At 69.7% G+C, this 26666-nt stretch carries 27 protein-coding genes; 16 read left to right on the plus strand and 11 right to left on the minus strand.

Annotated elements, in window-relative coordinates; translation table 11 throughout:
* Nucleotides 1-11: 11 nt before the first annotated feature.
* The 3 genes from sdhA to OHA88_RS20240 all read left to right on the plus strand — a co-directional run bounded on the left by sdhA (nt 12) and on the right by OHA88_RS20240 (nt 3323).
* Nucleotides 12-1772, plus strand: a complete 1761-nt coding sequence (gene sdhA, locus OHA88_RS20230) for a succinate dehydrogenase flavoprotein subunit (protein ID WP_267002757.1) — start codon at nt 12-14, stop codon at nt 1770-1772.
* Nucleotides 1772-2530: a succinate dehydrogenase iron-sulfur subunit gene (locus OHA88_RS20235; RefSeq protein WP_030914518.1), complete on the plus strand. Its 759-nt coding sequence runs from the start codon at nt 1772-1774 to the stop codon at nt 2528-2530. The genes sdhA and OHA88_RS20235 overlap by 1 nt, the downstream gene beginning before the upstream one ends.
* Before the next feature lie 181 nt (nt 2531-2711).
* Nucleotides 2712-3323: a hypothetical protein gene (locus tag OHA88_RS20240; RefSeq protein WP_328626570.1), complete on the plus strand. Its 612-nt coding sequence runs from the start codon at nt 2712-2714 to the stop codon at nt 3321-3323.
* Nucleotides 3324-3428: 105 nt separating this feature from the next.
* On the opposite strand, the gene OHA88_RS20245 is transcribed toward OHA88_RS20240, so the two are convergent.
* Nucleotides 3429-3938, minus strand: a complete 510-nt coding sequence (locus OHA88_RS20245; RefSeq protein WP_326605383.1) for a MarR family winged helix-turn-helix transcriptional regulator — start codon at nt 3936-3938, stop codon at nt 3429-3431.
* Nucleotides 3939-4026: 88 nt separating this feature from the next.
* Here OHA88_RS20245 and OHA88_RS20250 point away from each other — a divergent pair, with 88 nt between their 5' ends.
* The 4 genes from OHA88_RS20250 to OHA88_RS20265 all read left to right on the plus strand — a co-directional run bounded on the left by OHA88_RS20250 (nt 4027) and on the right by OHA88_RS20265 (nt 6980).
* Nucleotides 4027-5265 (plus strand): MFS transporter, encoded by a 1239-nt coding sequence (locus OHA88_RS20250; protein ID WP_328626571.1) that lies wholly within the window; start codon nt 4027-4029, stop codon nt 5263-5265.
* A gap of 67 nt (nt 5266-5332) precedes the next feature.
* Nucleotides 5333-5767, plus strand: a complete 435-nt coding sequence (locus tag OHA88_RS20255; protein ID WP_326627919.1) for a hypothetical protein — start codon at nt 5333-5335, stop codon at nt 5765-5767.
* Nucleotides 5764-6204, plus strand: coding sequence for a thiol-disulfide oxidoreductase DCC family protein (locus tag OHA88_RS20260; protein ID WP_326605380.1), 441 nt, complete (start codon nt 5764-5766; stop codon nt 6202-6204). Before OHA88_RS20255 ends, OHA88_RS20260 begins: the two co-directional genes overlap by 4 nt.
* A 38-nt stretch (nt 6205-6242) precedes the next feature.
* Complete coding sequence (locus tag OHA88_RS20265) at nt 6243-6980, plus strand: TetR family transcriptional regulator (RefSeq protein WP_267002768.1); 738 nt, start codon at nt 6243-6245, stop codon at nt 6978-6980.
* Here OHA88_RS20265 and OHA88_RS20270 read toward each other — a convergent pair.
* The 3 genes from OHA88_RS20270 to OHA88_RS20280 form a co-directional block, all read right to left on the minus strand.
* Nucleotides 6967-8520 (minus strand): ABC transporter substrate-binding protein, encoded by a 1554-nt coding sequence (locus OHA88_RS20270; protein ID WP_328626572.1) that lies wholly within the window; start codon nt 8518-8520, stop codon nt 6967-6969. The two genes, OHA88_RS20265 and OHA88_RS20270, sit on opposite strands and share 14 nt — an antisense overlap.
* A gap of 206 nt (nt 8521-8726) precedes the next feature.
* Entirely contained in the window at nt 8727-10025 is a 1299-nt protein-coding gene (locus tag OHA88_RS20275; protein WP_328629743.1) for a metallophosphoesterase, read from the minus strand.
* Between the two features lie 73 nt (nt 10026-10098).
* Complete coding sequence (locus OHA88_RS20280) at nt 10099-10344, minus strand: SCO4848 family membrane protein (protein WP_030969050.1); 246 nt, start codon at nt 10342-10344, stop codon at nt 10099-10101.
* Between the two features lie 121 nt (nt 10345-10465).
* Here OHA88_RS20280 and OHA88_RS20285 point away from each other — a divergent pair, with 121 nt between their 5' ends.
* Nucleotides 10466-11743, plus strand: coding sequence for a D-alanyl-D-alanine carboxypeptidase family protein (locus OHA88_RS20285; RefSeq protein ID WP_328626573.1), 1278 nt, complete (start codon nt 10466-10468; stop codon nt 11741-11743).
* Here the strand turns inward: OHA88_RS20285 and OHA88_RS20290 are convergent.
* A complete protein-coding gene (locus tag OHA88_RS20290; RefSeq protein ID WP_328626574.1) occupies nt 11691-12620 on the minus strand; it encodes a YihY/virulence factor BrkB family protein in 930 nt (309 codons plus the stop codon). The genes OHA88_RS20285 and OHA88_RS20290 overlap by 53 nt on opposite strands.
* Before the next feature lie 175 nt (nt 12621-12795).
* Here OHA88_RS20290 and OHA88_RS20295 point away from each other — a divergent pair, with 175 nt between their 5' ends.
* Both OHA88_RS20295 and OHA88_RS20300 read left to right on the plus strand, forming a co-directional pair.
* Nucleotides 12796-14145, plus strand: coding sequence for an FAD-binding oxidoreductase (locus tag OHA88_RS20295; protein ID WP_328626575.1), 1350 nt, complete (start codon nt 12796-12798; stop codon nt 14143-14145).
* 77 nt (nt 14146-14222) lie between these two features.
* A complete protein-coding gene (locus OHA88_RS20300) occupies nt 14223-14978 on the plus strand; it encodes a decaprenylphospho-beta-D-erythro-pentofuranosid-2-ulose 2-reductase (RefSeq protein WP_326605376.1) in 756 nt (251 codons plus the stop codon).
* A gap of 59 nt (nt 14979-15037) precedes the next feature.
* On the opposite strand, the gene OHA88_RS20305 is transcribed toward OHA88_RS20300, so the two are convergent.
* Nucleotides 15038-15628, minus strand: a complete 591-nt coding sequence (locus tag OHA88_RS20305; protein ID WP_328626576.1) for a 2'-5' RNA ligase family protein — start codon at nt 15626-15628, stop codon at nt 15038-15040.
* 112 nt (nt 15629-15740) lie between these two features.
* Nucleotides 15741-16754 (minus strand): tryptophan--tRNA ligase, encoded by a 1014-nt coding sequence (gene trpS, locus OHA88_RS20310; RefSeq protein ID WP_326627933.1) that lies wholly within the window; start codon nt 16752-16754, stop codon nt 15741-15743.
* A gap of 232 nt (nt 16755-16986) precedes the next feature.
* Here trpS and OHA88_RS20315 point away from each other — a divergent pair, with 232 nt between their 5' ends.
* The 4 genes from OHA88_RS20315 to rocD all read left to right on the plus strand — a co-directional run bounded on the left by OHA88_RS20315 (nt 16987) and on the right by rocD (nt 20704).
* Complete coding sequence (locus tag OHA88_RS20315) at nt 16987-17571, plus strand: RNA polymerase sigma factor (protein ID WP_326608556.1); 585 nt, start codon at nt 16987-16989, stop codon at nt 17569-17571.
* Nucleotides 17564-18418 carry a hypothetical protein gene (locus tag OHA88_RS20320; RefSeq protein ID WP_328626577.1) on the plus strand — a complete coding sequence of 285 codons (855 nt, stop codon included), beginning with the start codon at nt 17564-17566 and terminating at the stop codon, nt 18416-18418. Before OHA88_RS20315 ends, OHA88_RS20320 begins: the two co-directional genes overlap by 8 nt.
* A 113-nt stretch (nt 18419-18531) precedes the next feature.
* Nucleotides 18532-19386, plus strand: a complete 855-nt coding sequence (locus tag OHA88_RS20325) for a hypothetical protein (protein ID WP_328626578.1) — start codon at nt 18532-18534, stop codon at nt 19384-19386.
* Nucleotides 19387-19498: 112 nt separating this feature from the next.
* The gene (gene rocD, locus OHA88_RS20330) at nt 19499-20704 is read left to right on the plus strand and encodes an ornithine--oxo-acid transaminase (RefSeq protein ID WP_328626579.1); all 1206 of its coding nucleotides are present in this window, start codon (nt 19499-19501) and stop codon (nt 20702-20704) included.
* Between the two features lie 60 nt (nt 20705-20764).
* Here the strand turns inward: rocD and OHA88_RS20335 are convergent, their stop codons facing one another.
* The 3 genes from OHA88_RS20335 to pdxR all read right to left on the minus strand — a co-directional run bounded on the left by OHA88_RS20335 (nt 20765) and on the right by pdxR (nt 23858).
* Nucleotides 20765-21964 carry a glutathionylspermidine synthase family protein gene (locus tag OHA88_RS20335; protein WP_328626580.1) on the minus strand — a complete coding sequence of 400 codons (1200 nt, stop codon included), beginning with the start codon at nt 21962-21964 and terminating at the stop codon, nt 20765-20767.
* 6 nt (nt 21965-21970) lie between these two features.
* The gene (locus OHA88_RS20340) at nt 21971-22246 is read right to left on the minus strand and encodes a hypothetical protein (protein ID WP_267002794.1); all 276 of its coding nucleotides are present in this window, start codon (nt 22244-22246) and stop codon (nt 21971-21973) included.
* A gap of 208 nt (nt 22247-22454) precedes the next feature.
* Entirely contained in the window at nt 22455-23858 is a 1404-nt protein-coding gene (gene pdxR, locus OHA88_RS20345; protein ID WP_328626581.1) for a MocR-like pyridoxine biosynthesis transcription factor PdxR, read from the minus strand.
* A 47-nt stretch (nt 23859-23905) separates the two neighbouring features.
* Between pdxR and OHA88_RS20350 the strand changes: the two genes are divergently transcribed.
* Complete coding sequence (locus OHA88_RS20350; protein ID WP_328626582.1) at nt 23906-24418, plus strand: carboxymuconolactone decarboxylase family protein; 513 nt, start codon at nt 23906-23908, stop codon at nt 24416-24418.
* A gap of 71 nt (nt 24419-24489) precedes the next feature.
* Nucleotides 24490-25218 carry an isocitrate lyase/PEP mutase family protein gene (locus tag OHA88_RS20355; protein ID WP_328626583.1) on the plus strand — a complete coding sequence of 243 codons (729 nt, stop codon included), beginning with the start codon at nt 24490-24492 and terminating at the stop codon, nt 25216-25218.
* Between the two features lie 34 nt (nt 25219-25252).
* Here OHA88_RS20355 and OHA88_RS20360 read toward each other — a convergent pair whose 3' ends face one another.
* Nucleotides 25253-26635 (minus strand): B12-binding domain-containing radical SAM protein, encoded by a 1383-nt coding sequence (locus tag OHA88_RS20360; protein WP_328626584.1) that lies wholly within the window; start codon nt 26633-26635, stop codon nt 25253-25255.
* Nucleotides 26636-26666: the final 31 nt, after the last annotated feature.

Below are 26666 nucleotides of genomic sequence, written 5' to 3' on the forward strand. Positions count from 1 at the left end.
CAGAGGAAATCATGCAGATCCACAAGTACGACACCGTCATCGTCGGCGCCGGCGGCGCCGGCATGCGCGCGGCCATCGAGTCGACGAAGCGCAGCCGTACCGCCGTGCTCACGAAGCTCTACCCGACCCGCTCCCACACGGGCGCCGCGCAGGGCGGCATGGCCGCCGCGCTCGCCAACGTGGAAGAGGACAACTGGGAGTGGCACACCTTCGACACGATCAAGGGTGGCGACTACCTGGTCGACCAGGACGCCGCCGAGATCCTGGCGAAGGAGGCCATCGACTCCGTTCTCGACCTGGAGAAGATGGGCCTGCCGTTCAACCGCACGCCCGAGGGCAAGATCGACCAGCGTCGCTTCGGCGGCCACAGCCGTAACCACGGCGAGGCCCCGGTCCGCCGGTCCTGCTACGCCTCGGACCGCACCGGCCACATGATCCTCCAGACGCTGTACCAGAACTGCGTCAAGGAGGGCGTGGAGTTCTTCAACGAGTTCTACGTCCTGGACCTGCTGCTGCAGGAGGACCCCGAGACCGGGCTGAAGAAGTCCGCAGGCGTCGTCGCGTACGAGCTGGCGACCGGCGAGATCCACGTCTTCCAGGCGAAGGCGATCATCTTCGCCTCCGGCGGCACCGGCAAGTTCTTCAAGGTGACGTCGAACGCCCACACCCTGACCGGTGACGGCCAGGCCGCCGCGTACCGCCGCGGTCTGCCGCTGGAGGACATGGAGTTCTTCCAGTTCCACCCGACGGGCATCTGGCGCATGGGCATCCTGCTGACGGAGGGCGCCCGTGGTGAGGGCGGCATCCTCCGCAACAAGGACGGCGAGCGCTTCATGGAGAAGTACGCGCCCGTCATGAAGGACCTCGCGTCCCGTGACGTCGTGTCCCGCTCCATCTACACGGAGATCCGTGAGGGCCGCGGCTGCGGTCCCGAGGGCGACCACGTCTACCTCGACCTCACGCACCTGCCGCCGGAGCAGCTGGACGCGAAGCTCCCGGACATCACCGAGTTCGCGCGTACGTACCTCGGCATCGAGCCCTACACGGACCCGATCCCGATCCAGCCGACCGCGCACTACGCCATGGGTGGCATCCCGACCAACGTCCAGGGCGAGGTGCTGGCCGACAACACCACCGTCGTCCCGGGCCTGTACGCCGCCGGCGAGGTCGCGTGTGTCTCCGTGCACGGCGCCAACCGTCTCGGCACCAACTCGCTGCTCGACATCAACGTCTTCGGACGCCGGTCGGGCATCGCCGCCGCCGAGTACTCCGCGAAGAACGACTTCGTCGAGCTTCCCGAGAACCCGGCGCAGCTGGTCATCGACCAGGTCGAGCGACTGCGCAATTCGACGGGCACCGAGCGGGTCGCGACGCTCCGTCTGGAGCTGCAGGAGTGCATGGACGCCAATGTGATGGTGTTCCGTACCGAGCAGACCATCAAGACGGCCGTCGACAAGATCGCCGAGCTGCGCAAGCGCTACCTGAACGTGTCCATCCAGGACAAGGGCAAGCGGTTCAACACGGACCTCCTGGAGGCCATCGAGCTGGGCAACCTGCTCGACCTGGCCGAGGTCATGGCGACCTCCGCGCTGGCCCGCAAGGAGTCCCGCGGCGGTCACTACCGCGAGGACTACCCGAACCGCGACGACGTCAACTTCATGCGCCACACCATGGCGTACCGCGAGGTCGCCGACGACGGCACCGAGTCGATCCGGCTCGACTACAAGCCGGTCGTCCAGACCCGCTACCAGCCGATGGAGCGTAAGTACTGATGGCAACCCCGACTTTGGACAAGGTGGAGGCGGAGTCCGCCGCCTCCCCGTACATCACGGTCACCTTCCGGATCCGCCGCTTCAACCCCGAGGTCTCCGACGAGGCCCAGTGGCAGGACTTCCAGATCGAGATCGACCCGAAGGAGCGTGTTCTCGACGCCCTTCACAAGATCAAGTGGGACGTCGACGGCACGCTGACCTTCCGTCGCTCCTGCGCGCACGGCATCTGCGGCTCCGACGCGATGCGGATCAACGGCAAGAACAGGCTCGCCTGCAAGACGCTGATCAAGGACATCAACCCGGAGAAGCCGATCACGGTCGAGGCCATAAAGGGCCTCACGGTCCTCAAGGACCTCGTGGTCGACATGGACCCGTTCTTCCAGGCCTACCGCGATGTCATGCCGTTCCTCATCACCAAGGGGAACGAGCCGACGCGCGAGCGTCTGCAGTCCGCCGAGGACCGCGAGCGGTTCGACGACACCACCAAGTGCATCCTGTGCGCCGCGTGCACCTCGTCGTGCCCGGTCTTCTGGAACGACGGCCAGTACTTCGGCCCGGCGGCGATCGTCAACGCGCACCGCTTCATCTTCGACTCGCGTGACGAGGGCGGCGAGCAGCGCCTGGAGATCCTCAACGACCGTGACGGTGTGTGGCGTTGCCGCACCACCTTCAACTGCACGGACGCGTGCCCGCGTGGCATCGAGGTCACCAAGGCGATCCAGGAAGTGAAGCGCGCCCTGATCACGCGTCGCTTCTGACCCTCCCGCTACGCCGGTTGCACTGGAGGCCCCGTTTTCCCGCGCCAACGCCGCGGGAAGCGGGGCCTCTTGCTGCGCTCTTCGGGGCTTGACGGTACGGTCGTGCGGAACCGTACACCGGTTCGCCGCCCCCGGCGCAGCAAGGCGCGGGGCGCACAAGCTTGATCGAGAGCGGGGAACGTTGAGCGATCCGAATCCGTACGCGGACGACTCAGGCAAGTGGGGACCTCCTCAGCAGCCGGGCAATCCGCCCACCGTCCCGGACGCCCAGGGGTACGGCTACCCGGGTGCGGGCACGCCGGGCCCGGGCACGCCGACGTACGGCTACCCGCAGCAGCTGCCCGACCCCGCGGCCCAGCAGGGCCCCGGTTACGGCTACCCGAACGCGAACCAGCCGCCCCTGCCCGGTTACGGCTTCCCGCCGCAGCAGGGCCCGGGGGCCGGCGGCGGTGCGCCGATGCTGTCGTTCGGCGACATCACCGTCATGAACGACTCGATCGTGACGCCGTCCGGCACGATGCCCCTCAAGGGCGCGGTGTGGACGGCCACCGACATGTCGCGCACAGAGGAGAAGATCCCGACGGTCGCGATCGTGCTCGCAATCATCTTCGCGCTGCTCTGCCTGATCGGGCTGCTCTTCCTCCTGATGAAGGAGAAGAAGACGACCGGCTTCATCCAGGTCTCGGTGACCAGCGGCGGCCGGCACCATTCGACGATGATCGCGGCGACGGGCCCGGAGACCTTCCAGATGGTGATGGCCCAGATCAACACGGCGCGTTCGCTGAGCATCTGACGGCCAGTGGCCGGGCGGCGGAACGGGGGCGGGGCCGGGCGCCGGCAACGCCCCTTCCGGCGTTGCGGAGCAGGGCCGTTCAGTCAGTGCGGGCCCCGGCGGCACTCAGTCCCACGGGGCGCCGTCCCGGTCCTCCGCGACGACCATGATGCGCCGCAACATGTCGTTGAGCAGGGTGCGTTCGTCCCGGTCGAGGACGCCGAGCAGCCGGTACTCCTCGTGGCCGAGGAAGTCCATCGCGCCGAGCCAGGTCGAGCGTCCCTCCTCGGTGAGCTCCACGTTGACCCGTCGCCGGTCCGTGGTCGACGGCGTACGGCGGACGAAGCCGCGCCGTTCGAGCGCGTCCAGCCGGCCGGTGACGGATGCGGGGGCCAGGTCGAGGTCGGCGGCGAGCTCGGAGGGGGCCGCCCTTCCACCGCGTCCGGCGAGCTTGTGGAGCGTGTCGAACTCCTGGCGGTCCAGATCGAAGTCGACCAGGGACTGTTCGCGTACCCGGCGCAGATGGACGGAGAGCTTCTTCATACGGGTCACCGCACCCTCGACATCGGGATCGAGGTCGGGAAGCACCGGCTTCCACCGCTCCACATGTCCGTCGGTCCAGTCGCTTCGCTCCATGAGAAAAGGGTACGCCCGGAGCCTCGACATACTTCGGTAACAGATATTTCGTTGACGAATAGTTCGGCGCCGAAATAGATTCCTGCGCATGCCGCATCCCCTGCGCACGCGCGCTTTCCGCCTGCTCTTCATCGGACGCACTCTCTCCCTCCTCGGCGACGCCGCCATTCCCACCGCGCTCTCGCTCGCCGTCTATCTGGCCACCGGCTCGACCGCCGCCCTCGCCCTGGTCCTGGCGTGCGCGATGGTGCCCAAGCTGATCCTGCTGCCGCTCGGCGGCGTCGTCGGCGACCGCTTCAACGCCCGCACGGTCGCGCTCACCACCGATCTCGTACGGTGCGCGACCCAGCTCTTCGTCGGGCTGGAGCTGCTCGGCGGCGCGCCCCAGCTGTGGCAGATCGCCGTTGCCGAGGCGATCGGCGGGGCGGCGAGCGCGTTCGCCATGCCGACCGCGTCGCCGCTGATCATCGGCACCGTGGAAGCGTCGGGACTCCTGCGCGCCAACTCCCTGATGGCCGTCGTGAACAGTGCGACCCGGGTGGCCGGCCCCGCCCTCGGGGGAACCCTGATCCTCACCGCCGGCCCGGGCTGGGCCTTCGTGCTGGACGGCGCGAGCTTCGCGGTGAGCGCCGCACTGCTGTCCGCCACCAAGGTCCGACACGTGCCGATCCCGCGCCGATCGGTGCTCAGCGACCTCAAGGAGGGCTGGAGCGAGGTCCGCAGCCGCGACTGGTACTGGACGAGCCTGATCGCCCACGCCGCCTGGAACGGCGCGGCGGCCGTGCTGATGACCCTGGGCCCGGCCCTCGCCGTACGGGAGATGGGCGGCAAGACCGTCTGGATCGCCCTGCTCCAGACCGGTGCGATCGGCCTGCTGCTCGGCTCACTGCTGGCCGGCCGCGCCCGCCCGCGCCGCCCGGTCCTGGTCGCCAACCTGGGACTCGCCACCTACGCGCTCCCGCTCGGCCTTCTCGCGGCGGGCGCGCCGGCTGCAGCGACCATCGCCGCGTACGGCATCGCACAGGCGGGCCTCGGCTTCCTCGGCCCGGTCTGGGAGACCTCGGTCCAGTCCGCGGTGCCCGCGCACGCACTGGCCCGCGTGACGTCGTACGACTGGCTGCTCTCCCTCGCCGCGATGCCGCTCGGCTACGCCCTGGCCCCGCTCGCCGCCTCGGCCTGGGGGGCCGAAGTCCCGCTCGCCGTAGCCGCGGTGGCGGTCGGCGCAGCCTGTCTGGCGACCGCGGCGGTACCGGGCGTACGGCACTTCAGGGCGCCGGCCACGAAGTCCGGGACCACGCGGGAGGACCACCCCGGAGTACCGGCTTGAACATGTTCAAATACAGGTCTACAGTCCATGACAACAGCTTTTGAACGCGTTCAAGGGAGGGTGGGGCATGGACCTCACTGTTGTCGCGTACGTCATCTACCTGCTGATCAGCGTGGCGCTCACCGTCTGGGTCGCCCGCACACTGAGCCGCAACGGCAAGGTCTTCCTCGCCGACGTCCTGCACGGGAACGAAAAGCTCGCCGACGCCGTCAACCACCTGCTGGTGGTCGGCTTCTACCTGGTCAACCTGGGCTTCGTCACCCTCTACCTGAAGAACTCCGACGGGGTCGCCGACGCCCGCGGGCTCTTCGAGGCACTCTCGGTGAAGGTCGGCGTCGTCCTGCTCGTCCTCGGAGTCATGCACCTCGGAAACGTCTACGTACTCAACAAGATCCGCCGCCGCGGTCTGATGGAGCGCAAGCAGACCCCGCCCGTACCGCCGCAGGGCTGGACGGGCCCCACCGGCCAAGGCCCGTGGGCCGCACCCGCCACCGGCCGGTGACCGGTCAGGTCACGGCCCCGTTCGACGGGCGGCTGACGCCCGTCGAACGGCTCACCGTGCTCTACGACGCGCAGTGCTCGCTCTGCGTCCATGTGCGCCACTGGCTGATGAAGCAGCGTCAGCTCGTCCCGCTCGATCTCGTCCCGGCGGCCTCCGAGGAGGCGCGGCGCCGCTTCCCCGGACTCGACCACGCGGAGACGCTCTCCGAGATCACCGTGATCGGCGACCGGGGGCAGATCTACCGCGGGACCTCCGCCTGGATCGTCTGTCTCTGGGCGCTGGCCGAACACCGGCCCAAGGCCCACTGGCTGGCCACCCCGGCAGGCCTGCCGTTCGCCCGGGCATCGGTGCTGGCCGCCGCGAAGTACCGGTCGGTGACGGCCGCCCCCTGCGGGCCCGGGGACGAGGCCTGCCAGGTCCCGGACCTCGAAGGCTAGGGACGCATCCACCGGTCCGGGCGGATACCCTCGGGGGCGTGGTGAAGGAAGTGAAGGACGTGAAGGAAGTCAAGGCTCCCAAGAGCGAGCAGACCCGCACACTCATCCTAGAAACTGCGCTCCGGCTCTTCGAGGAACGCGGTTACGACAAGACGACGATGCGGGCCATCGCGCAGGAGGCCGGGGTCTCCGTCGGAAACGCCTACTACTACTTCGCCGGCAAGGAACACCTCGTCCAGGGCTTCTACGACCGGCTCGCCGCCGAGCACGAGGCGGCGGTCCAGCCGGTCCTGGCCGGCGACAAGGACCTGGCCGTACGCATCCGCGGGGTGCTGCTCAGCTGGCTCGACGTGGCCGAGCCGTACCACCGCTTCGCCGCCCAGTTCTTCAAGAACGCCGCCGACCCGGAAAGCCCGCTCTCCCCGTTTTCGAAGGAGTCGGTCGCAGCCCGGGAGGCGGCGATCTCCATTCACGAACGGTGCCTGGTCGGCTCCAGCACCAAGACCGACCCCGACATGGCGGAAGAGCTGCCGCAGTTGATGTGGCTGATACAGATGGGTCTGGTGCTGTTCTGGGTGTACGACCGGACGGAGGGCGCCGAGCGCAGCCGCCGTCTCGTCGAACGCACCGCCCCGATCGGCGCACGAGCGATCGCGCTCTCCCGGTTCCGGGTGCTGCGACCGCTCGTGCGTCAGGTCCACGACGTACTGTCGGAGTTCCTGCCCGGGACGACGGCCGGGCAACCGGCCGCGGAACCCGGGACTAGATCCAGTTGAGTTCCCACAGCCGCCAGATGCCCGTGCCGTCCGACAGGTACTGCGAGCCGGAGACTTCGGTCGTGCTGACGACGTAGTCCTTCTTCTGCCACAGCGGTACCAGCGGCACGTCCTCGCCGACCAGGGCCTGAAGGTCCTTGAAGTCCCCCGCGGTGCGGCTGCGGTCGCTGTACTGCAGCGTGGCCGAGATGAGCTGGTCCATCCGCTTGCTGGTGTAGCCGTTGTGAAGGCTGGTGTCGCGGCCGACGAGCGGCTGGCTGAAGGTGTCGGGGTCCGGGTAGTCGGGCAGCCATCCGACGGTGTACGCGTCGTACTTGCCCGCCGCGTACCCCTTCTGGAACTCCTGCCATTCCACGGCCTTGACCGAGACCTTGAACAGTCCGTTCGCCTCCAGCTGGCGGCGCAGCTCGGCGGTCTCCTTGGTGTACGCGTCGTCGGCGCGGTAGGCGAAGTTGATGTGCAGCGGGATCTGCACCCCGGCCTCCTCCATCAGCTTCCTGGCGCGCGCCGGGTCGGGCGTCGGGTAGTCGTCGAAGAACGGCGTGCTGTGCCCGATGTAGCCCTGCGGGATCAGCGAGTAGAGCGGCTCGACGGTGCCCTTGTAGACGTCGGTCACCAGCGGTCCGCGGTCGATGATCGACGCGATGGCCTGCCGGACCTTCTTGTTGGCGAGCGGGGCCCCGGGGCGCACGTTGAAGACCATGTTGCGGATCTCGGCGCTGTCCGCCTCGGTGATGTGCAGGTCGGGGTCGCCGGGGTCGAGGTCGGCGAGCGTGGCGGGCGGCAGCTGCCGGTGCGTCACATCGATTTGCTTGGACTTCCAGGCCGCCAGGAGATCGTCCGACTGCTTGTAGTAGCGGACGTCGACCGGGACCCCGGTCTCCTTCAGCGCGCCCTTGTACTTGGGGTTCGGGACCAGCTCGGCCTTGATGCCCGGCTCGTACGACTTCAGGATGTACGGCCCCGAACCGTCGACCAGGTTTCCGGTGCGGAGCTTGTCCGCCGGGTACTGGTCGCGGTCGACGATCGAACCGGCCCCGGTGGCGAGCTTCTGCGGGAAGGTCGCGTCGCGCGAGGAGAGGTTGAAGGTGATCGTGCGGCCTTCGGACACCACGTTCTTCAGGCTGGGGAACAGCACCGAGGGGCCGACGTCCGTCTTGATCCTGATCATGCGCTCGATGGAGTACTCCACATCGGCGGCGGTGACCTTCCGGCCGCTGGCGAAGGTCAGATCGTCACGCAGCTTGCACTGGTACGTCTGCAGCTTCTGGCCGATGAACCCACAGCTCTCGGCGGCGTCCGGCTCGGGGACGATCGCCCCGGACTTGAACGTCATGAGGGACTGGTAGATATTGCTGTACATCGCCCAGGAACCGGCGTCGTAGGCGCCGGCGGGGTCGAGTGAGGTCACCTCGTCCGTCGTGCCGACCGTGATCGGATCCTTCTTCACCTCGTCCGAGGGAAGCAACTGCCAGGCGCCGACGCCTGCGATGACCAAAACCGCGAGAATCGCGAGAATCCGTACCCGGATCGACCGCATTGCCGTGCTCTCCCTTACCAGCCCCACCCGGGCAGATGTGCTCAGAAACGCACATCACCACATGCTCGAACTCACCCAATCACACGATTTTCACATCTGGAAGAGGAAATCCGTACCTGTTAGCCAATTCTTTGGCAGTTGAAACCTCCAGCGGGCCGAACGGCCGAAAAAGGTGGAGGTGCTGTGAGGTTGTGCAGGGGCCGCGACTACGCCTGTCGGGAAGCGAGCTGCACGACGGTGATGTCGGAGGGGGCGCCGACCCGCACCGGCGGACCCCAGGCGCCCGCGCCCCGCGAGACGTACAACTGGGTGTCGCCGTAGCGTTCGAGCCCGGCAACCGTCGGGTTGGCCAGTTCGGCGAGGTAGTTGCCCGGCCAGAGCTGGCCGCCGTGGGTGTGGCCGGAGAGCTGGAGGTCCACCCCGTGCGCGACCGCGTCGTCGATGACGACGGGCTGGTGGGCGAGGAGGACGGAGGCGCGGGTACGGTCCCGGTCACCGAGGGCGCGCTCGAAATCGGGGCCCTGCCCCTCGCTCTCCCCGGCAATGTCGTTGACCCCGGCCAGATCGAAGCCGTCCATCTCGACCCGTGCGTTCTCCAGTGGGTGAAGCCCCAATTCCCTTACGTGATCAATCCATTGGGCCGCACCGGAGAAGTACTCGTGATTTCCGGTGACGAAGAACGCCCCATGACGGGCAGTCAGGCCCGCCAGCGGTTCGGCAGCCGGTCCGAGGTCGGCGACGGTTCCGTCGATGAGATCGCCGACGACAGCGATCAGATCGGGCTGGGTCCGGTTGATCGTGTCGACGATCCGCTGGGTGTGGGCGCGGCCCAGGATGGGGCCGAGATGGATGTCGCTGACGACGGCGATCCGGAAGCCGTGCGCTGACCGGGGCAGTTTGGCGAGCGGGACGGTGACCCGCTTGACGCGCGGGCCGCGGAGCACGCCGAACGTGCCGTATCCGACGGTACCGAGACCGGCGACGGCGGCAGCGCCCCCTACGGCCCGCGCCACGAACAGGCGACGGGACGGGTGGGTGGCCGCCGACGGCGGGGCGGGGGCTTCGACGACCAGGGTGGCCGGGGCCGCAGGGGTCCCACTCGCGGGCGCTTCAGCCGGAGATGAGCCCATATCAGCCGCATCGCTGCCGACAGCGGCACCGGTCCTGCCGGCCGCACTGCCATCCGTCGCGCGGCGCGCGAGCACCCACCGCAGAACCGGCCGCACCGCCTCGCCCACCAGCAGAGCCGGCGTCAGATACAGGAGCGCCGCCAGCCAGAGATAGCCCGGCCAGGCCAGCGTCTGCTGCAGCCAGAACGGCGCGCCCGCACGCCCGGAGACCAGAGCGCCGATGCTCAGCAGCGGCAGCAGCCAGACCGCCACGGTGCCCGCCCGGCGCAGCGCGCTGCCCGGCGCCGTCGTGTCGCCGACAAAACGACGCCACACATAGCGGTGCACGCCGGCCAGCAGCGCGAGGACCGCGACCGCCGCCAGAACGAAGACCAGTGCCACTTGCGCTCCCACTCCGGTTCCGCACGCCTGTGTTTCGTACGCCTATGTCCGGTCGCCGCGCGGCCGGTTATGCACGTTCGCGGCGCAGAGCCCTGAGTCCGCGCAACCCGATCACGCCGACCGCCGTCCCCAGAAGAAAGGACGTGATGGCGAGCAGCAGATGCACCCAGAAGTACGCAGTCGGGTCACCCGCGTCGTCGAAGGCAAGTCCACTGCCGTCTTTCCATAGATTTTTGGCGAAAGTGACCCAAATGCACCAGCTCCACACCCCGAAGGCGAGCAGGAACCAGGAGACGGGACGGGTGAGCTTCATGAATCCAGTATCGCCACCGCGCTCCGGCCGGGGCGCTCGGGGTGGGCTGTCCCGGCGGTCCGGTTGGCCGGTCCGGCGGTCCGCATCCCCCTCCACATCATCAGCCTGTACGTTTCCGACCGTGCCTGCTCTGAAAAAGACCGCGCTGACGGTCACCTCTGCCGTCCTGCTGTCCACCTTTGTCGTCGGCCCCGCGTCAGCGGTCGGCAAGGACACCACAGACGACCCGAAGCCGACCGCCCCGATGTCGAAGGTCGGCGGCAGCCGGCTCGGTCTCGTCGGCACCCAGGTCGAACTGGGGCCGGACGCCCCGGTGCTGCCGAAGGACCTCACCGGACGGTCCTGGATCGTCGCGGACGCGGAGAGCGGCGAGGTGCTCGCCTCGCACAACTCGCACTGGCGGCTGCCCCCGGCTTCCACGCTGAAGATGCTGTTCGCGGACACGGTCATGGACGCGCCCGAGCTCCAGCCGAAGACCCTGAAGCACAAGGTGACGAACAAGGATCTCGCCGACGTCGGTGAGGGCAGCAGCCTGGTCGGCGTCAAGGAGCGCCTGACGTACACGGTCCACGACCTGTGGCTCGGCGTCTTCCTGCGCTCCGGCAACGACGCGGTGCATGTGCTGTCCTCGATGTACGGCGGCGTCCCCAGGACCGTCACCGCCATGCAGGAGCACGCCGAGGAGTTGCAGGCCCTCGACACGCACGTCGTGTCGCCCGACGGCTACGACGCCCCGGGCCAGGTCTCCAGCGCGTACGACCTCACGCTGTTCGCCCGCAGCGGACTGCAGAAGGAGGACTTCCGCGAGTACTGCTCGACTGCCACGGCCGAATTCCCCGGCGAGAAGAAGGCCGGCAAGAAGCGCGAGGCCTTCCAGATCCAGAACACCAACCGGCTGCTCACCGGCGACGTCGGCGTCGAGCCGTACAAGGGCATCGCGGGCGTCAAGAACGGCTACACCACGCACGCGGGCAACACCTTCACCGGCGTCGCCGAGCGCAACGGCAAGGTGCTGCTCGTCACCGTCATGAACCCGAAGTCCGACGAGAGGCACGCCGTCTACAAGGAGGCCGCGAGCCTGCTCGACTGGGGCTTCGACGCGGCCGGCAAGGTGACCCCGGTCGGCGAACTGGTCCCCCCGAAGTCCGCGCAGACCGGAACCGGCAAGGGCATGGAATCGGGCGGCGGACAGGGCACGGCGGGCGCCAACGGCGCGGCGAACAAGGGCAAGCACGGTTCGGGCACCACCAAGGCGGCCGCGGCCGGTGCGGGCTCCAGCGGGGTCGGGATCGCGCTCGGGATCGTCGGCGGGGTCCTGGCGCTGCTGGCCGGCGGGGTGTTCCTGGTCAACCGGCGCTGGCCGCTGCCGGACCTGGTGCGCCGCCTTCCTCGCCGCTGACGTCCGCGGCGCCCTCCTTCGTCTGCCGCCTGCTCGGCGTCGCCGTCCAGGCGGCGCAGAACAGCAGCAGTTTCGCGGTGAAGTTGATCCACAGCAGGAGGGCGATCGGTACGCCGAAGGCGCCGTACATGCTCTTCGACGCGACGCCCTTCATATAGCTGCCGAGCAGCAGCTTGAGGAGTTCGAAGCCGATCGCGCCGATCACCGCGGCGGTCACCAGCCTGCGGTGCGGCGGCTTGACGCCGGGCAGCAGCGTCAGCAGATAGAGCAGCAGCAGGAAGTCGGCCAGGGCCGCCACCAGCAGGGCGGCGGTCTGCAGCAGCACCCCGCCGGCCCCGCGGTCGGAGATGCCCACCAGCCGGGCGGTCCAGCCGACCGCGGTGGAGCCGGCCGTGGAGGCGGCGAGGGTGACGAGCGCCGCTCCGCCGAGGCCGACCAGCAGTCCGGCGTCCTTGAGCTTACGGACGACCGGATTGCCCTGGTCCACGTCGTCCATCTCCCAGACCGCGCGCAGACAGTCGCGCATCGCACCGATCCAGCCGACACCGGTGAAGAGCAGCAGCACACCGGCGACCAGCCCGACCGTCCCCGCGTGGGCCACCAGACCGGCGATGCCGAGCTGGTCGGAGATGCCGGGCACCTGCTCGGCGACCTTGTCCTCGATCTTGTTCAGCTGCTCGGTGGAGAGCATCGCGGCGCCGATCGCCGCGGCGACCGCGATCAGCGGGAAGAGCGCCAGGAAGCTGATGAAGGTGATCGCAGCGGCGAGCCTGGTCCAGTGGACCCGGTCGAGCCTTTCGTACGAGCGCCAGGCGTGCGTCGTCATCAGCCAGGAGACCAGTGGCCCGATGACGGGGAATTTCTTCAGCCAGTCCATGACGTGCGCGTACCCTCCTGGGCGCGAAAAACCGGTGGGTGGCCCCCACTGCACTCTTCTGGTCGGCGGCGGACGTTTCGCATCCTGAATGGCTGACACTCTTTCAACCACCCATTTCGGTGAGTGTTGTAACAAATCCCTCAAAGGTGTTTTCCCGGGCGATACGGTCACCACCATGTCCGTCGACACCGTGTCCCTGACCGGCTGGGGCCGCACCGCCCCGACGACCGCACTGCGGTTCCGCCCCCGTACGTACGAGGAGGCGGCTGTCGCGGTACGCGGCTGCGGACCCCGTGGTTCCATCGCCCGCGGCCTCGGCCGGGCCTACGGCGACGCGGCGCAGAACGCGGGCGGCTCCGTACTCGACATGACCGCGCTGAACCGGATCCGTACCATCGACGCCGCAGCCGGCCTGGTGGTGTGCGACGCGGGCGTGAGCCTGCACCGGCTGATGGAAGTGCTGCTGCCGCTCGGCTGGTTCGTGCCGGTGACCCCGGGGACCCGTTACGTCACGGTGGGCGGCGCGATCGGCGCAGACATCCACGGCAGGAACCAGCACGTCTCCGGCTCCTTCTCCCGACACGTACGGGCCATGGAACTGCTCACCGCCGACGGCACGATCCGTACGGTCCGACCCGGCACCGACCTCTTCGACGCGACCGCGGGAGGCCTGGGACTGACCGGGGTGATCCTGTCGGCCACGCTCCAGTTCCACCCCGTCGCGACGTCGCTCATGTCGGTCGACACCGAACGGGCCGTCGATCTGGACGACTTGATGGCCCGGCTCACCGCCTCCGACCACCGCTACCGCTACTCGGCCGCCTGGATCGACCTCCTCGCCCGCGGCCGGGCGACCGGGCGCTCCGTACTCACCCGCGGGGAGCACGCACCCCTGCATGTGCTCCCGGCGCGCGACCGGCGCGGACCGCTCATGTTCCGCCCCGGCCGGCTGCCCGCGGCGCCTGCGTTCGTACCGGACAGGCTGCTCGGCCGTACCTCCGTCGCCTTGTTCAACGAGCTCTGGTACCGCAGAGCCCCCAAGTTCCGCACCGGTGAACTCCAGAAGCTGTCCACGTACTTCCACCTGCTGGACGCCGTACCGCACTGGAACCGGGTCCACGGCCGCGGCGGCTTCGTGCGGTACCAGTTCGTCGTCGGACTCGGACAGGAGGAGGCGCTGTGCCGCATCGTCCGGCGGATCTCGCAGCGCCGCTGCCCGTCGTTCCTCGCCGTGCTCAAGCGGTTCGGGGACGGTGATCCGGGCTGGCTGTCCTTCCCGATGCCGGGCTGGACGCTCGCCCTCGATCTGCCTGCCGCCCTGCCGGGCCTGGCCCGCTTCCTCGACAAGCTGGACGAGGAGGTGGCAGCGGCGGGCGGCCGCGTCTGCCTGGCAAAGGACTCCAGGCTGCGCCCCGAGACGCTGGCCGCCATGTATCCGCGACTGCCCGAATTTCTGGCGCTGCGCGCCGAATTGGACCCGAACGGGGCGTTCCGCTCAGACCTCTCCCGCCGCCTCGCGCTCTGAACCCGTGCTACGCCCGCCGGCTCTTCTTCTCCCCTCTCACCAACTCGCTGCCCGCCGCCCCCGCTAGGAGTGTTTTCGTGAAGGACGCCTTCGGTGCCCCGCAGTCCCTGCTCTTGCTCGGTGGCACGTCCCGGATCGGGCTGGCGACCGCGCGCCGTCTGATCGCCCGCCGCACCCGCACGGTCTGGCTGGCCGGACGCCCCTCGCCCGGACTGGAGTCGGCCGCGGCGGAACTGCGCGCCCTGGGCGCGTACGTCCGTACCGTCGACTTCGACGCCCTGGACTCCGAGTCCCATGAGACCGCCCTCGGCAAGATCTTCACCGAGGGCGACATCGACATGGTGCTGCTCGCGTTCGGCATCCTCGGGGACCAGGAGCGCGACGAGGAGGAGCCGCTCTCCGCGGTACGGGTCGCCCAGACCAACTACACGGGGGCCGTCTCCGCCGGCCTGGTGTGCGCCGGCGCGCTCCAGGAGCAGGGTCACGGATCGCTGGTGGTGCTGTCCTCGGTGGCGGGCGAGCGGGCCCGCCGCGCCGACTTCATCTACGGATCGAGCAAGGCGGGACTGGACGCGTTCGCCCAGGGGCTGGGCGACGCTCTGCACGGCACCGGGGTGCATGTGATGGTCGTACGCCCCGGCTTCGTACGGTCGAGGACGACGGCGGGGGTGGCCGGGGCGCGGCTCGCGACGACCCCGGAGGCGGTCGCGGACGCGATCGTGACAGGGCTGCGGCGGCGCTCGGAGACGGTGTGGGTACCGGGCGCGCTGCGGGTCGTGATGTCGGCGCTGCGCCATGTGCCGCGGCCGCTCTTCCGGCGTCTTCCGGTCTGAGCGGTGCGGTTACGGGGTCCGGCAGACCGTGGGAGCGCGGTCGGCCGGCACCTGCGGCCTCAGGGCTGCAGGGACGGCTCGTCCACGGAACTGCCGCCCTGCGCGGGTACCGCGGGAGCGGATCCCTCCGCCCCGAACGGGAACTCGTTGATCTTGCGCCAGACGGCGTCCGGACCCTGCTCGTACAGCGCGAAGGAACCGCAGGTCCAGGACGCCTCGTAGTCGGAGAGCTCCGCGTACGCCCGGTCCATCGCCTCCTCGGCGATGTCGTGCGCCACGGTCACGTGCGGGTGGTACGGGAACTGCAGCTCGCGCATCAGCGGGCCGGACGCGTCGCGCACCCGCTTCTGCAGCCAGGCGCACGCCGAGGCGCCCTCGACGACCTGGACGTAGACGACCGGCGACAGGGGCCGGAAGGTCCCCGTCCCGGACAGCCGCATCGGAAAGGGGCGGCCGCCGGTCGCGATCCGGGCAAGATGCCGTTCGACCGCGGGCAGGTCGGCCGCCTCGGCCTCGGTCGGCGGGAGAAGGGTGACGTGGGTGGGAATGCCGTATGCGGCAGGGTCCCCGAAGCTCGCGCGCCGCTCCTGGAGCAGGCTGCCGTAGGGCTCCGGGACCGCGATCGAAACGCCGAGCGTTACGGTCCCCACGTCGTTCTCCTCAATCTTCGAAGGTCGATGGCCGGCTTCGCGCCGTCACCGGAGTCGGTTTCCCGTCGCCAGTGTGCCGCCTGCGGCCACCGTCCCGCCAGGGTCCTTGGACTCAGTGCTTCGCGGGCAGAAAGCCCATCCGGTCGTAGGTCAGCGCCAGGGTCTCGGCGGCCACCGCTCGGGCCTTCTCCGCGCCCTTGGCCAGGATCGAGTCCAGCGACTCGGGGTCGTCGAGGTATTCCTGGGTGCGGGTCCGGAACGGTGTGACGAACTCGACCATCACCTCTGCGAGGTCGGTCTTCAACGCACCGTAACCCTTGCCCTCGTACTTCTGCTCCAGATCCTCGATACCGGATCCGGTGAGGGTGGAGTAGATGGTCAGGAGGTTGCTGACGCCCGGCTTCTCGGCGCGGTCGAAGCGGATGACCGTGTCCGTGTCGGTGACCGCGCTCTTGACCTTCTTGGCCGTGGCCTTCGGCTCGTCGAGGAGGTTGATCAGCCCCTTCGGGGTGGCCGCCGACTTGCTCATCTTGGACGACGGGTCCTGAAGATCGAAGATCTTCGCCGTCTCCTTGAGGATGTACGGGTCCGGGATGGTGAAGGTCTCACCGAACCGGGCGTTGAAGCGCTCGGCGAGGTCGCGGGTGAGCTCGATGTGCTGGCGCTGGTCCTCGCCGACCGGGACCTGGTTGGCCTGGTACAGCAGGATGTCCGCGACCTGGAGGACCGGGTAGGTGAAGAGGCCGACGGTGGCCCGGTCGGCGCCCTGCTTTGCGGACTTGTCCTTGAACTGCGTCATCCGGGATGCCTCGCCGAAGCCCGTGAGGCAGTTCATCACCCAGCCGAGCTGAGCGTGCTCGGGGACATGGCTCTGGACGAAGAGCGTGCAGCGTTCCGGGTCGAGTCCGGCGGCGAGCAGCTGGGCGGCGGCGAGCCGGGTGTTCGCACGAAGCTCGACGGGGTCCTGCGGAATGGTGATCGCGTGCAGGTCCACGACCATGTAGAAGGCGTCGTGGGACTCCTGCAGCGCCACCCACTGGCGGACCGCACCGAGGTAGTTGCCGAGGTGGAACGAGCCTGCGGTGGGCTGGATTCCGGAGAGCACGCGGGGGCGTTCAGAGGCCATGAAACTCATTGTCTCAGGTACGGAACCGATCTCCGGCAGCCGGTGTATGAAAGGTGTGAGGACGCAGGAGGGGGCCCTGCAGAGGGGCCGGGAGGGGGGCCGCGCCGTCGACGACGGGGGTACGGACCGCGCTCTCGGGCGTGCCGAGGGGCAGGTGGAGGGGCGGGCCGGGCAGCAGGCCGGGGCCCGGGCCGAGGCGGCGGCGAGAGCGCCGGCCGAGGGCGAGGCGGCGGTGATCGCTCGTGTGCGCGCCGGGGAGGCGGAGGCATACGCGCAGCTCGTGCGTGCCCACACAGGCGTCGCCCTGCGGGCCGCGGTCGCCTTCGGGGCGGGGCCCGACGCCGAGGATGTGGTGCAGTCGGCGTTCTTCAAGGCGTACCAGTCGCTGGGCCGTTTCCGGGAGGGGGCGGCATTCCGGCCTTGGCTGCTGCGGATCGTGGTGAATGAGACGAGGAACACAGTCCGGTCGGCGGGCCGGGCGCGGGCGGTGGCCGGGCGCGAGGCGATACTGCGGGGCGCCGATCCGGTGATACCGGAGTCGGCGGATCCGGCGGTGGCGGCGCTCGCGGAGGAACGGCGGACGCTGCTGACAGCCGCGCTCGACGAGCTGAGCGAGGAGCATCGGCGGGTCGTCACGTACCGCTACCTGCTGGAGATGGACGAGGCGGAGACGGCACAGGCCCTGGGCTGGCCACGGGGGACGGTGAAGTCCCGGCTGAACCGCGCCCTGAAAAAGCTGGAGAAGAAGCTCGGGACGACTGCGGACGGTCGAGGGACGGACAGGCGAGAGGCGGGAGGGGGTGAGGGGCATGAGTGACGCTGAGCGAGGGCGCGACGGTGACCGGGCGCGCCTGCGGGCGGAGCTGCTGGCGCTGGGGCGCGGGATGGGTGTGCCGGAGCAGGATCCGGAGGGCGCCGGGCTGACGATGGCGGAGCGGGTGCTGGCGCAGATCGTCGCGGAGGCGGTCCCGGCGCCCGTCCCCGTTCCTCCGGGGCGGCTGAAGCGGGCCGGGGCGTGGGTGCGGAGGCGGGCCCGCCTGCTGGCCGCGGCCCTCTCGGGGCTCCTGGTCGTGCTGGTGCTGACGCCTCCGGTGCGGGCGACGGTCGCGGACTGGTTCGGCTTCGGCGGGGTCGAGGTGCGGTACGACCCGTCCGCGCCGGCCCCCGAGCGGCCGGCTGAGCCGGTGCCTGGCTGTGACACCCCGGTGACGCTGTCGGAGGCGGCACGGCGGTCGGGCTTCCGGCCGGTCGTACCGCCGACGCTCGGCGCACCGGCCGCGGTGGCCCTGACGGAACTGCCGGAAGGCCGGTCCATGGTCACGCTGTGCTGGCGGGAGAACGGGCGAACGATACGGCTCGACGAGTTCTTGTCGAGGCTCGATCCGTACTTCACGAAGCAGGTGCGGGAGCAGCCGGAGTGGCTGAAGGTCCATGACGGCCGGGGCGGCCGGGTGGACGGGCTGTGGTTCGCCCGGCCTCATGTGCTGCGCTTCGGCATGGTCGACGGGGACGGCAACCGGTGGACGCGGTCGCAACGGACGGCTGGGCCCACCCTGTTGTGGGTCAAGGACGATCGGCTGACACTGCGGCTGGAGGGCGTGGACGCGCGGGAGCGGGCCCGCGCGGTGGCCAGGTCCACGCTCGGTCGGGCCGACGATCGATAGGCCTGGGATCGGTGGGCGCCGGAGCGGAACCTTCGGGGCTCGAGCGGTGTACCAGAAGTGACGCGGTACGGACGGGCCGTAGCGCACAGGACGACAGCACAAAAGGGGACGTCATGGGAAAGCCAGGAAGCCTGTCGGCGCGAGGGCCGCGGCTGCGTTCCGTGCAACGGCAGGAGGGCCGGTTCAGACGGCGGCCGGGGGCCCGGTTCCTGCGGCTGTCGGCCGTGCTGGCGGTGGTGTGGGGGCTGAGTCTCTGCCTCGCACCGGGTGCGGTGGCAGGCGGATCGACGACCGTGCTCGTCTCTTCGCCCGACAGCGGGGAGGCAACCGCACTCTCCGTCTCGGATCCGAGATTCGCCGAGCTGGAGGCCCTGCTGGGCCCGGCCGGAAAGGGCGCCAAGCAGCGGCCGCAGAGCATGGACGCGGCGATGGGGACCCGGCAGATCAATGTGACCTGGATGGTCCTGGATCTGGAGCCGATGCGGACCGACCGCGTCTTCCCGGGCGACGATCCGGACACCATATGGATACACACGGCGTCCGAAGTCCCCTATACCTTCCGCGGGTACTGGCACCGGGCGAAGGATCCGGCGGGGCTGGTCAAGCTGTTCACGGAGCTCGGGCTGATGGGGAGGACGAGCAACCAGGACGCGTACGCGAGGGTGTTCCCACAGGCCTGGGACAACAAGAAGATGTCCGCCCCGATGGACCCGCTGGCCGGCCTCGCGTCGGAACCGGAGACTTCCCCGTCCGCTCCCCCGTCGGCCTCTGCGGACACCGCCAGGGCCTCCGGCTCCTCCGACCGCTTCAACGGCGTGTGGTGGGCCGTACCCGGGCTGGTGGCGGGGGCGGCGCTCGCTCTGGCCCTGCGCCCCCTGGCAGCTCGCCGGAGTGGTGACGGCGGGGGTGGCGGAGGCTGGGGCGGCGGCCGCGAGAGCGGCCCACGTCAGGAGCTCCTGGATCTCTGACTGCGCTATCTCACGGGCGCGCCATGGATTGAAGGTTTCCTCCCCGGAGATCCGACCGACGATACAAAGTGGGCAGCACCCCAGCCCACGCCGCACGACGAACGGAGATCCCGTGTCGACCACGGAAACCGCCATCGCCTCCGCCGAGGCGCACAGCGCGCACAACTACCATCCGCTTCCGGTCGTCGTCGCCTCGGCGGAAGGCGCCTGGATGACCGATGTCGAAGGCCGGCGCTATCTCGACATGCTCGCGGGCTACTCGGCGCTCAACTTCGGACATGGCAACCGACGCCTGATCGAGGCGGCCAAGGCACAGCTGGACCGGGTGACCCTGACCTCGCGCGCCTTCCATCACGACCGGTTCGCCGACTTCTGTACGCAGCTCGCCGAGTTGTGCGGCATGGAGATGGTGCTGCCCATGAACACCGGGGCGGAGGCCGTGGAGACCGCGGTGAAGACCGCCCGCAAGTGGGGTTACCGGGTGAAGGGCGTCCCGGACGGCATGGCGAAGATCATCGTTGCGTCGAACAACTTCCACGGCCGGACGACGACCATCATCAGTTTCTCCACGGACCAGGAGGCGCGGACGGACTTCGGCCCCTACACGCCGGGGTTCGAGATCGTGCCGTACGGGGACCTGACCGCGCTGCGTGCGGCGATGACGGACAACACCGTGGCGGTGCTGCTGGAGCCGATCCAGGGCGAGGCCGGGGTGCTGGTGCCACCGCCCGGCTACCTCCCACGGGTGCGCGAGCTGACCCGCGAGCGGGATGTGCTCTTCATCGCGGACGAGATCCAGTCGGGTCTGGGCCGGACGGGCAAGACCTTCGCCTGCGAGCACGAGGGTGTCGTGCCGGACATGTATGTGCTCGGCAAGGCGCTGGGCGGCGGCGTGGTACCGGTGTCGGCCGTGGTCTCGTCGGCCGCGGTGCTCGGGGTGTACCGGCCGGGTGAGCACGGCTCGACGTTCGGCGGCAACCCTCTCGCCTGTGCGGTCGCGCTGGAGGTCATCGCGATGCTGCGCACCGGCGAGTTCCAGCAGCGGGCCACGGAGTTGGGCGACCACCTCCATCAGGAGCTGGGACTGATGGTGGGTGGCGGCGCGGTGGAGACGGTGCGGGGCCGCGGGCTGTGGGCGGGAGTCGACATCGCCCCGGGTCATGGCACGGGTCGGGAGGTCTCCGAGAAGCTGATGGACCGCCGGGTGCTGGTCAAGGACACCCACGGTTCGACGATCCGGATCGCTCCGCCTCTGGTGATCAGCAAGGAGGACCTGGACTGGGGCCTGGAGCAACTGCGCGAAGTACTGCGCGGCTGACGGCGCCGGACCGGTGGGGCCGGACCGGTGGGGCCGGGGCGGCCGGCCCCACCGGTGTCGCTAAAGGATGACGTGAGGCAGGAAGCGTGCGTACTCGTCCGTCACCAGCCCCGCCGATTCCCGGATGCCGAGCCCCGCGGACTCGTCCTCGACGACCCAGGCGCCCAGCACGACCCGGTTGCCGTCGAAGTCCGGCAGCGGGGCGAGCTCCTGGTAGCAGCACGGCTCGTCCCGTGTCACCACGGGACTTCCCGGCTCATGGATCGTGACGCCGGCGCCCTCACGGCCGAGCAGTGGCTTGGCGACATAGCCGATGCCACCTCCACCGTTCCCGTCCCCGGCCAGTTCGCGAGGACCGTCGAGATAGGAGGGCAGCAGATTCGGGTGCCCCGGATAGAGCTCCCAGAGGACGGCCAGCAGCGCCTTGTTGGACAGGAGCATCTTCCAGGCGGGCTCGATCCAGCAGGTGGTGCCCGTGCCGCCGCCGTTGTCGAGGGTGTCCAGGACATGGGGGCCGAAGCGATCGGTCGCCAGCCACTCCCACGGGTAGAGCTTGAAGCAGCTACGGATGAAGCGGAGCCGGTCGTCGACGAACCGTCCGGTCAGCCGGTCCCAGCCGATCTTTTCCACGGAGAGCGCCTCCGTGTCGAGCCCGGCCTGTTCGGCGGTCTCGCGGAGATACGCGACCGTCATCAGGTCCTCGCCGAGTTCGTCCCCCTCGGAGTGGGCGAAATGCAGCGGCCCCGGTGGCAGCAGTGCGGCCTGCCGCTTCCATGCCGCGACGAGGCGTTCGTGAAGGGAGTTCCACTGGTCGGCGTCCGGGAAGCGGTCCTCCATCCAGAACCACTGGGCACTGGCCGCCTCCACGAGTGAGGTGGGGGTGTCGGCGTTGTACTCCAGCATCTTCGCCGGGCCGGTTCCGTCGTAGCTCAGGTCGAACCGGCCGTACAGGGACGGCAGTTCGGCGCGACGCCGCCACGACTCGGTGATCAGAGCGGCCAGTCGCCGGTCGGTGATGCCGAGGTCGGCGAAGCGGTCCTGCTCGACGATGTGCGCGGCGGCAGCCAGGCACATCGTGTGCAGCTCCTCGACCACGTCCTCCAGCGCCTCGACCTCGGGCAGCGAGAAGACGTAGTAGGCGCTCTCGTCCCAGTAGGGGCGCAGCGATCCGTCCGGGTAACGGGTCAGCGGATAGACGATCCCCTGCTCCTCGACGGTCTCCTGCCAGCCGGGGCGCGGTTCGGTGGTGCGGCGTTCCATGGCCGGTCAGCCGCCGCCCGTACCGGAGCAGCCGAAGCCGCCGCGATCGACGGCGGACTTGTCGAAACTACCGCCCTGGACCTTGCCGCCCTTGGAGCTGCCGCCGTAGTAGTAAGTGCCGTTGCCACTACTGCTCTTGCACTCGTAACTCGGCAGCTTGGAGTGGGTCACCGGGTCCACACACCGCTTGTCCGGTTCCGATCCGCACGAGGTGATCGCCGCCGCGAGAACCCCCATGGAGCCGAGCACCACCGTGCTCGACCTCACTCTGCGCTTGGACATGCTTCCGTCTCCCCCATCGTTCCGTTCCAGTCATAGGACCGTCGGTCAGATTAGATGGCCGCCCGGGGAGGCGGGAACCCTGGTACTGGGGCTGGGGCGGGATGCCGTTTCGGGGTGGTCGAGGTCGCGGCGCCGGAGCACACGGGTACTGACGGCAGGGCGCGCGGACGGCAGGTGCGGGCGAGGGTGCCGGTTGGGGCCCCGGTTACTACGGCAGCACCCGGCAGAGTGCTTCCAGAGCGCCCGTCCAGGCGCTGTCGGTCGGGGCGCCGAAGCTGATGACCAGTGCGTCCTTTCCGGCCTCCGCGTCCGCGTGCCGGAAGCGGGCCATGCCTTCCAGGGCCAGCCCCTGGAAGGCCGCGGCCCGGATCACCGATCGCTCGCTGCCGTCCGGGAGTTCGAGGACGGCGTGCAGACCGGCGGCGATCCCGCTGATGCGGAGTGCGGGCGCCTGTTCCGCGAGCGCCGCGACGAGCTGGTCGCGGCGGCGCCGGTAGCGCAGCCTCATCGAGCGCACATGACGGTCGTATGCACCGGACTCGATGAACTCCGCGAGCGTCAGCTGGTCCGGCGCGCTCGACATCCAGTCGATGTCGCCCTTCGCCTCGGCCACCTCCTTCACCAGTTCCTGCGGCAGCACCATCCAGGCCAGTCGCAGCCCCGGCGCCAGGGACTTGCTGGTCGTCCCCATATAGACGACCCGTTCCGGGTCGAGGCCCTGGAGGGCGCCGACCGGCTGCCGGTCGTAGCGGAACTCGCCGTCGTAGTCGTCCTCCAGGATCAGACCGCCCGCACCCCGTGCCCAGTCCACGGCCGCGGCCCGCCGGTCGGGATGGAGCGGCACCCCCGTCGGGAACTGGTGCGCGGGAGTCATCAGCACCGCGCCCACCCCGCGCATCGCGACCAGCTCCCCGGTCCGCGAACCGAGTCCGTCGAGCGGCAGGCAGGGCGTGCGGAGTCCGGCGTCCCCGAGCACATTCCAGTGCGCATCCAGTCCGTACGACTCGACAGCCACCTCCCGCACCCGCCGCTTCCGCAACACCTTCCCCATCAGCATCAGCCCGTGGAGGAAGCCGGAACAGATCACGATCCGCTCCGGGGCCGCGTACACCCCGCGGGCCCGCGCCAGATAGTCGGCCAGTACGGTGCGCAGCTCGATGCGGCCGCGCGGATCGCCGTACCCGAAGGCGTCGTTCGGCGCAGCGGTCAGGGCGCGCCGGGCCGCCTTGAGCCAGTCGGCGCGCGGGAACGTCGACAGGTCGGGCGAGCCGGGCATCAAGCTGTAGGCGGGCCGGCGCCGCACCGGCCGGGAGCGCGGCGCCGTCGCAGCCGGTCGACGTGGCTCGGCCCGCTGCGCGACCCGGGTGCCCGAACCCTGCCGGGCGGTGAGCCAGCCCTCGGCGACCAGCTCGGCGTAGGCGTCGGCCACGGTGTTCCGGGCGATCCCCAGGTCGGCGGCGAGCGTGCGGGACGAGGGCAGCCGGGTCCCGGGCGTCAGCCGCCCGGTCCGTACGGCCTCCCGCAGCGCGTTCATCAACCCGGCCCGCAGCCCCGCCGCACCTGCCGGGTCGATGTGCAGGTCGGCTCCGAAAGTGGCCCAGGAATCCGTCATGTAAATGGACCATACTCCTGCGCCATCCGCCCCGTAGCGTCATAGACATGACTACGAACGAGCACCACCACCCGACCTCCGACTACGCCCCCGAACACAGCCCCCGCATGCAGTGGGCCGAGCTCGCCCCCGATGTCTTCAAGGCCATGGTCCGGCTGGAGACGGCATCCCGTAAGGGCCTGGACCCGATCCTCGCCGAGCTGGTGAAGATCCGTTCCTCGCAGCTCAACCACTGCGCGTTCTGCCTCGACATGCACACCAAGGACGCGCTCGCGGCGGGCGAGTCGATCGAGCGGATCATCCAGCTCAGCGCGTGGGAGGAGTCGCGGCACTTCTACACGGAGAAGGAGATCGCGGCGATCGAGCTGACGGAGGCCGTGACGGTCCTGACCGACGGTTTCGTGCCGGACGACGTGTACGAGAAGGCCGCAAAACACTTCGAGGAGGCCGAGCTGGCCCAGCTGATCGCCGCCATCACAGTGATCAACGCCTGGAACCGGTTCTCCGTGGCCACTCGTATGGTCCCCGGCCACTACGCTCCCACCGACACGAAGCACTGACCCGGACCGAGCAACGTCGCTGCGCCGCCGCGCTGCCCCTCCTCCGCCTCACCCCTCCCGGGAGCCCTGCGATGACCGTCTCCGCCTTCCGCGACCTGCACCACGGCCGCACCCCCGGAGACCCGCTGGTCCTCCCCGGCCCATGGGACGCCGCGAGCGCCCGTGTCTTCGCCGACGCCGGCTTCCCGGCGCTCGCCACGCCGAGCGCCGGGGTCGCGGCCTCGCTCGGGTACGAGGACGGGGCGGCGCCCGCCGCCGAGATGTTCGCGGCCGTGGCCCGGATCGTGCGCGCCGTTCCCGTACCCGTCTCGGCGGACATCGAGGCCGGTTACGGGCTGCCACCGAAGGAACTCGTGGAACGGCTCCTCGACACCGGTGCGGTCGGCTGCAACCTGGAGGACTCGGCCGACGGCGTCCTGACGGACCCGCAGCGGCATGCGGACCGGCTGGCGGAGGTACGTGCGGTCGCGGGGGATCAGCTCTTCGTCAACGCTCGCGTCGACACGTACGTGCGCGGCGTCCCGGACGGCACCGACCCGGAGACGGAGACGATCGCTCGAGGCCGGCTGTATGCGGCAGCCGGTGTGGACTGCGTCTACCCGATCGCCGCGCCGCCCGAGTCCCTTCCCCGCCTGGCCGCCGCCATCCCGGCCCCGCTCAACGTCTTCGCCCTGCCGGACGGCCCGACCTCGCGCCGCCTCGGCGAACTGGGCGCCACCCGGATCACGTTCGGCCCAGGGCTGCAGCGCCAGGCCATGGCAGCCCTCCGTGAGATCGCCGACCGGCTGCACGCGCTGTAGCCTCCCGCCGTCCGCGCACCGAGCCCGCCGGGCCCTAGCCGTGGGCCTGTCGGCCGCCGAAGGCAGCCAGGGTCCGTTCCAGCATCGGCATGGCCCGCACCACGTTGCGGGAGCGGATCAGGGCGTCCCAGGCGGGTTCGAACTTCTTCCAGCCGCCCGCGTACGCCAGGTGCCTCAGCCGCTCGTGCGTGCCCGGCTGCGCGGCCGCGCCGCGCCAGATGTTCGACCAGCGGTAGAAGTCCCGGTACGCACGCCAGTAGCCGTCCTCCAGCTGACGCGCGGTCATCCCCTTCGGACGGTGGACGACATGGCGGGTGTCGTAGAGATCCCAGTCCCGGTGGACGATCCGGTTCTCGGCCTCCATCTGCTTCCACAGGCCGGTGGACGGATACGGCGTCATGATGTGAAAGGTGGCCGTCTCGATGCCCTGCTCGACGGCCCACTCCACCGTCCGGTCGAAGACGTCCGGGCCGTCGTGGTCGAGGCCGAAGACGAAGCTGGCGTTGACCATGACACCGGCGTCATGGAGCCGGCGGACGGCGGCCGCGTAGTCCTTGCCGATGTTCTGGTCCTTGCGGCGTTCGGCGAGATTCGCGCTGTTGACGGTCTCGAAGCCGACGAACAGGCTGCGCAGGCCCGCGTCCACGGCCCGCTCCAGCAGGTCCGGCTGGAGTACGGACTTCACGGTGCCGGCCGCCTGCCAGAGCCGCCCCGTGCCGGCCATCCCGTCGAAGAGCGCCTCGGCGAAACGCCGGTTGCCGAGCAGATGATCGTCGAGGAAGTACAGGTGCTTGCCGGGCAGCCGCTCGATCTCGGCGAGAGCGTCGTCGACGGCCTGGGTGTAGAAGGACTTGCCGCCCTCGAAGAACGCGTCCTTGTAGCAGAAGTCGCAGTGGTGCGGGCAGCCGCGCGAGACGACGATCGAGTTGGGCACCAGATACAGGTTCCGCTTGATCAGGTCCCGTCGTACGGGCGGCAGTCCGGCCAGGGTGCGCAGCTTGGAGTCGTACCGGCGGCCCGGCACGCCGTCCCGGAACTCCTTCAGGAACAGCGGCCAGGTGTCCTCCCCAGGCCCGGTGAAGATCGTGTCGGCGTGCGCCGCCGCCTCGTCCGGGAGAGAGGTCACATGGAGGCCGCCCATGGCGACGTGGACACCCCGGGCACGGAAGTGGTCGGCTATCTCGTAGCTGCGCCGGGCGGAGGTGATGTACGGCTGGACGACCAGCAGATCGGGGCTGTCGAGCGCCTCGATGTCGACCCGTTCGACATGCTCGTCGAGGAGCGTCACCTCGTCGTCCGGATCCAGGTAGCCGGCGAGGGTCGCCAGGCCGAGCGGCGGGAAGAGCGAGTACTTGATGGGCCGGAAGAGCGGGCTGGTCGCCTCGGTCAGGGCCGGAAGAATCATCGTCACGCGCATGACAGCCCAGACTGCCCGGACCGTGTCCGCA

The organism is Streptomyces sp. NBC_00353 (assembly GCF_036108815.1).
GTDB lineage: Bacteria > Actinomycetota > Actinomycetes > Streptomycetales > Streptomycetaceae > Streptomyces.

Excerpts from the sequence above, each read along its gene's own strand:
- OHA88_RS20235 (WP_030914518.1), top strand. The coding sequence starts at position 1,772 with ATGGCAACCCCGACTTTGGACAAGGTGGAGGCGGAGTCCGCCGCCTCC.
- OHA88_RS20355 (WP_328626583.1), top strand. The coding sequence starts at position 24,490 with ATGACCGTCTCCGCCTTCCGCGACCTGCACCACGGCCGCACCCCCGGA.
- OHA88_RS20340 (WP_267002794.1), bottom strand. The coding sequence starts at position 22,246 with ATGTCCAAGCGCAGAGTGAGGTCGAGCACGGTGGTGCTCGGCTCCATG.
- OHA88_RS20250 (WP_328626571.1), top strand. The coding sequence starts at position 4,027 with ATGCCGCATCCCCTGCGCACGCGCGCTTTCCGCCTGCTCTTCATCGGA.
- OHA88_RS20335 (WP_328626580.1), bottom strand. The coding sequence starts at position 21,964 with ATGGAACGCCGCACCACCGAACCGCGCCCCGGCTGGCAGGAGACCGTC.
- OHA88_RS20245 (WP_326605383.1), bottom strand. The coding sequence starts at position 3,938 with ATGGAGCGAAGCGACTGGACCGACGGACATGTGGAGCGGTGGAAGCCG.
- trpS (WP_326627933.1), bottom strand. The coding sequence starts at position 16,754 with ATGGCCTCTGAACGCCCCCGCGTGCTCTCCGGAATCCAGCCCACCGCA.
- OHA88_RS20325 (WP_328626578.1), top strand. The coding sequence starts at position 18,532 with ATGGGAAAGCCAGGAAGCCTGTCGGCGCGAGGGCCGCGGCTGCGTTCC.
- OHA88_RS20295 (WP_328626575.1), top strand. The coding sequence starts at position 12,796 with ATGTCCGTCGACACCGTGTCCCTGACCGGCTGGGGCCGCACCGCCCCG.
- pdxR (WP_328626581.1), bottom strand. The coding sequence starts at position 23,858 with ATGACGGATTCCTGGGCCACTTTCGGAGCCGACCTGCACATCGACCCG.
- OHA88_RS20255 (WP_326627919.1), top strand. The coding sequence starts at position 5,333 with ATGGACCTCACTGTTGTCGCGTACGTCATCTACCTGCTGATCAGCGTG.
- OHA88_RS20270 (WP_328626572.1), bottom strand. The coding sequence starts at position 8,520 with ATGCGGTCGATCCGGGTACGGATTCTCGCGATTCTCGCGGTTTTGGTC.
- OHA88_RS20360 (WP_328626584.1), bottom strand. The coding sequence starts at position 26,635 with ATGCGCGTGACGATGATTCTTCCGGCCCTGACCGAGGCGACCAGCCCG.
- OHA88_RS20280 (WP_030969050.1), bottom strand. The coding sequence starts at position 10,344 with ATGAAGCTCACCCGTCCCGTCTCCTGGTTCCTGCTCGCCTTCGGGGTG.
- sdhA (WP_267002757.1), top strand. The coding sequence starts at position 12 with ATGCAGATCCACAAGTACGACACCGTCATCGTCGGCGCCGGCGGCGCC.
- OHA88_RS20320 (WP_328626577.1), top strand. The coding sequence starts at position 17,564 with ATGAGTGACGCTGAGCGAGGGCGCGACGGTGACCGGGCGCGCCTGCGG.
- OHA88_RS20350 (WP_328626582.1), top strand. The coding sequence starts at position 23,906 with ATGACTACGAACGAGCACCACCACCCGACCTCCGACTACGCCCCCGAA.
- OHA88_RS20290 (WP_328626574.1), bottom strand. The coding sequence starts at position 12,620 with ATGGACTGGCTGAAGAAATTCCCCGTCATCGGGCCACTGGTCTCCTGG.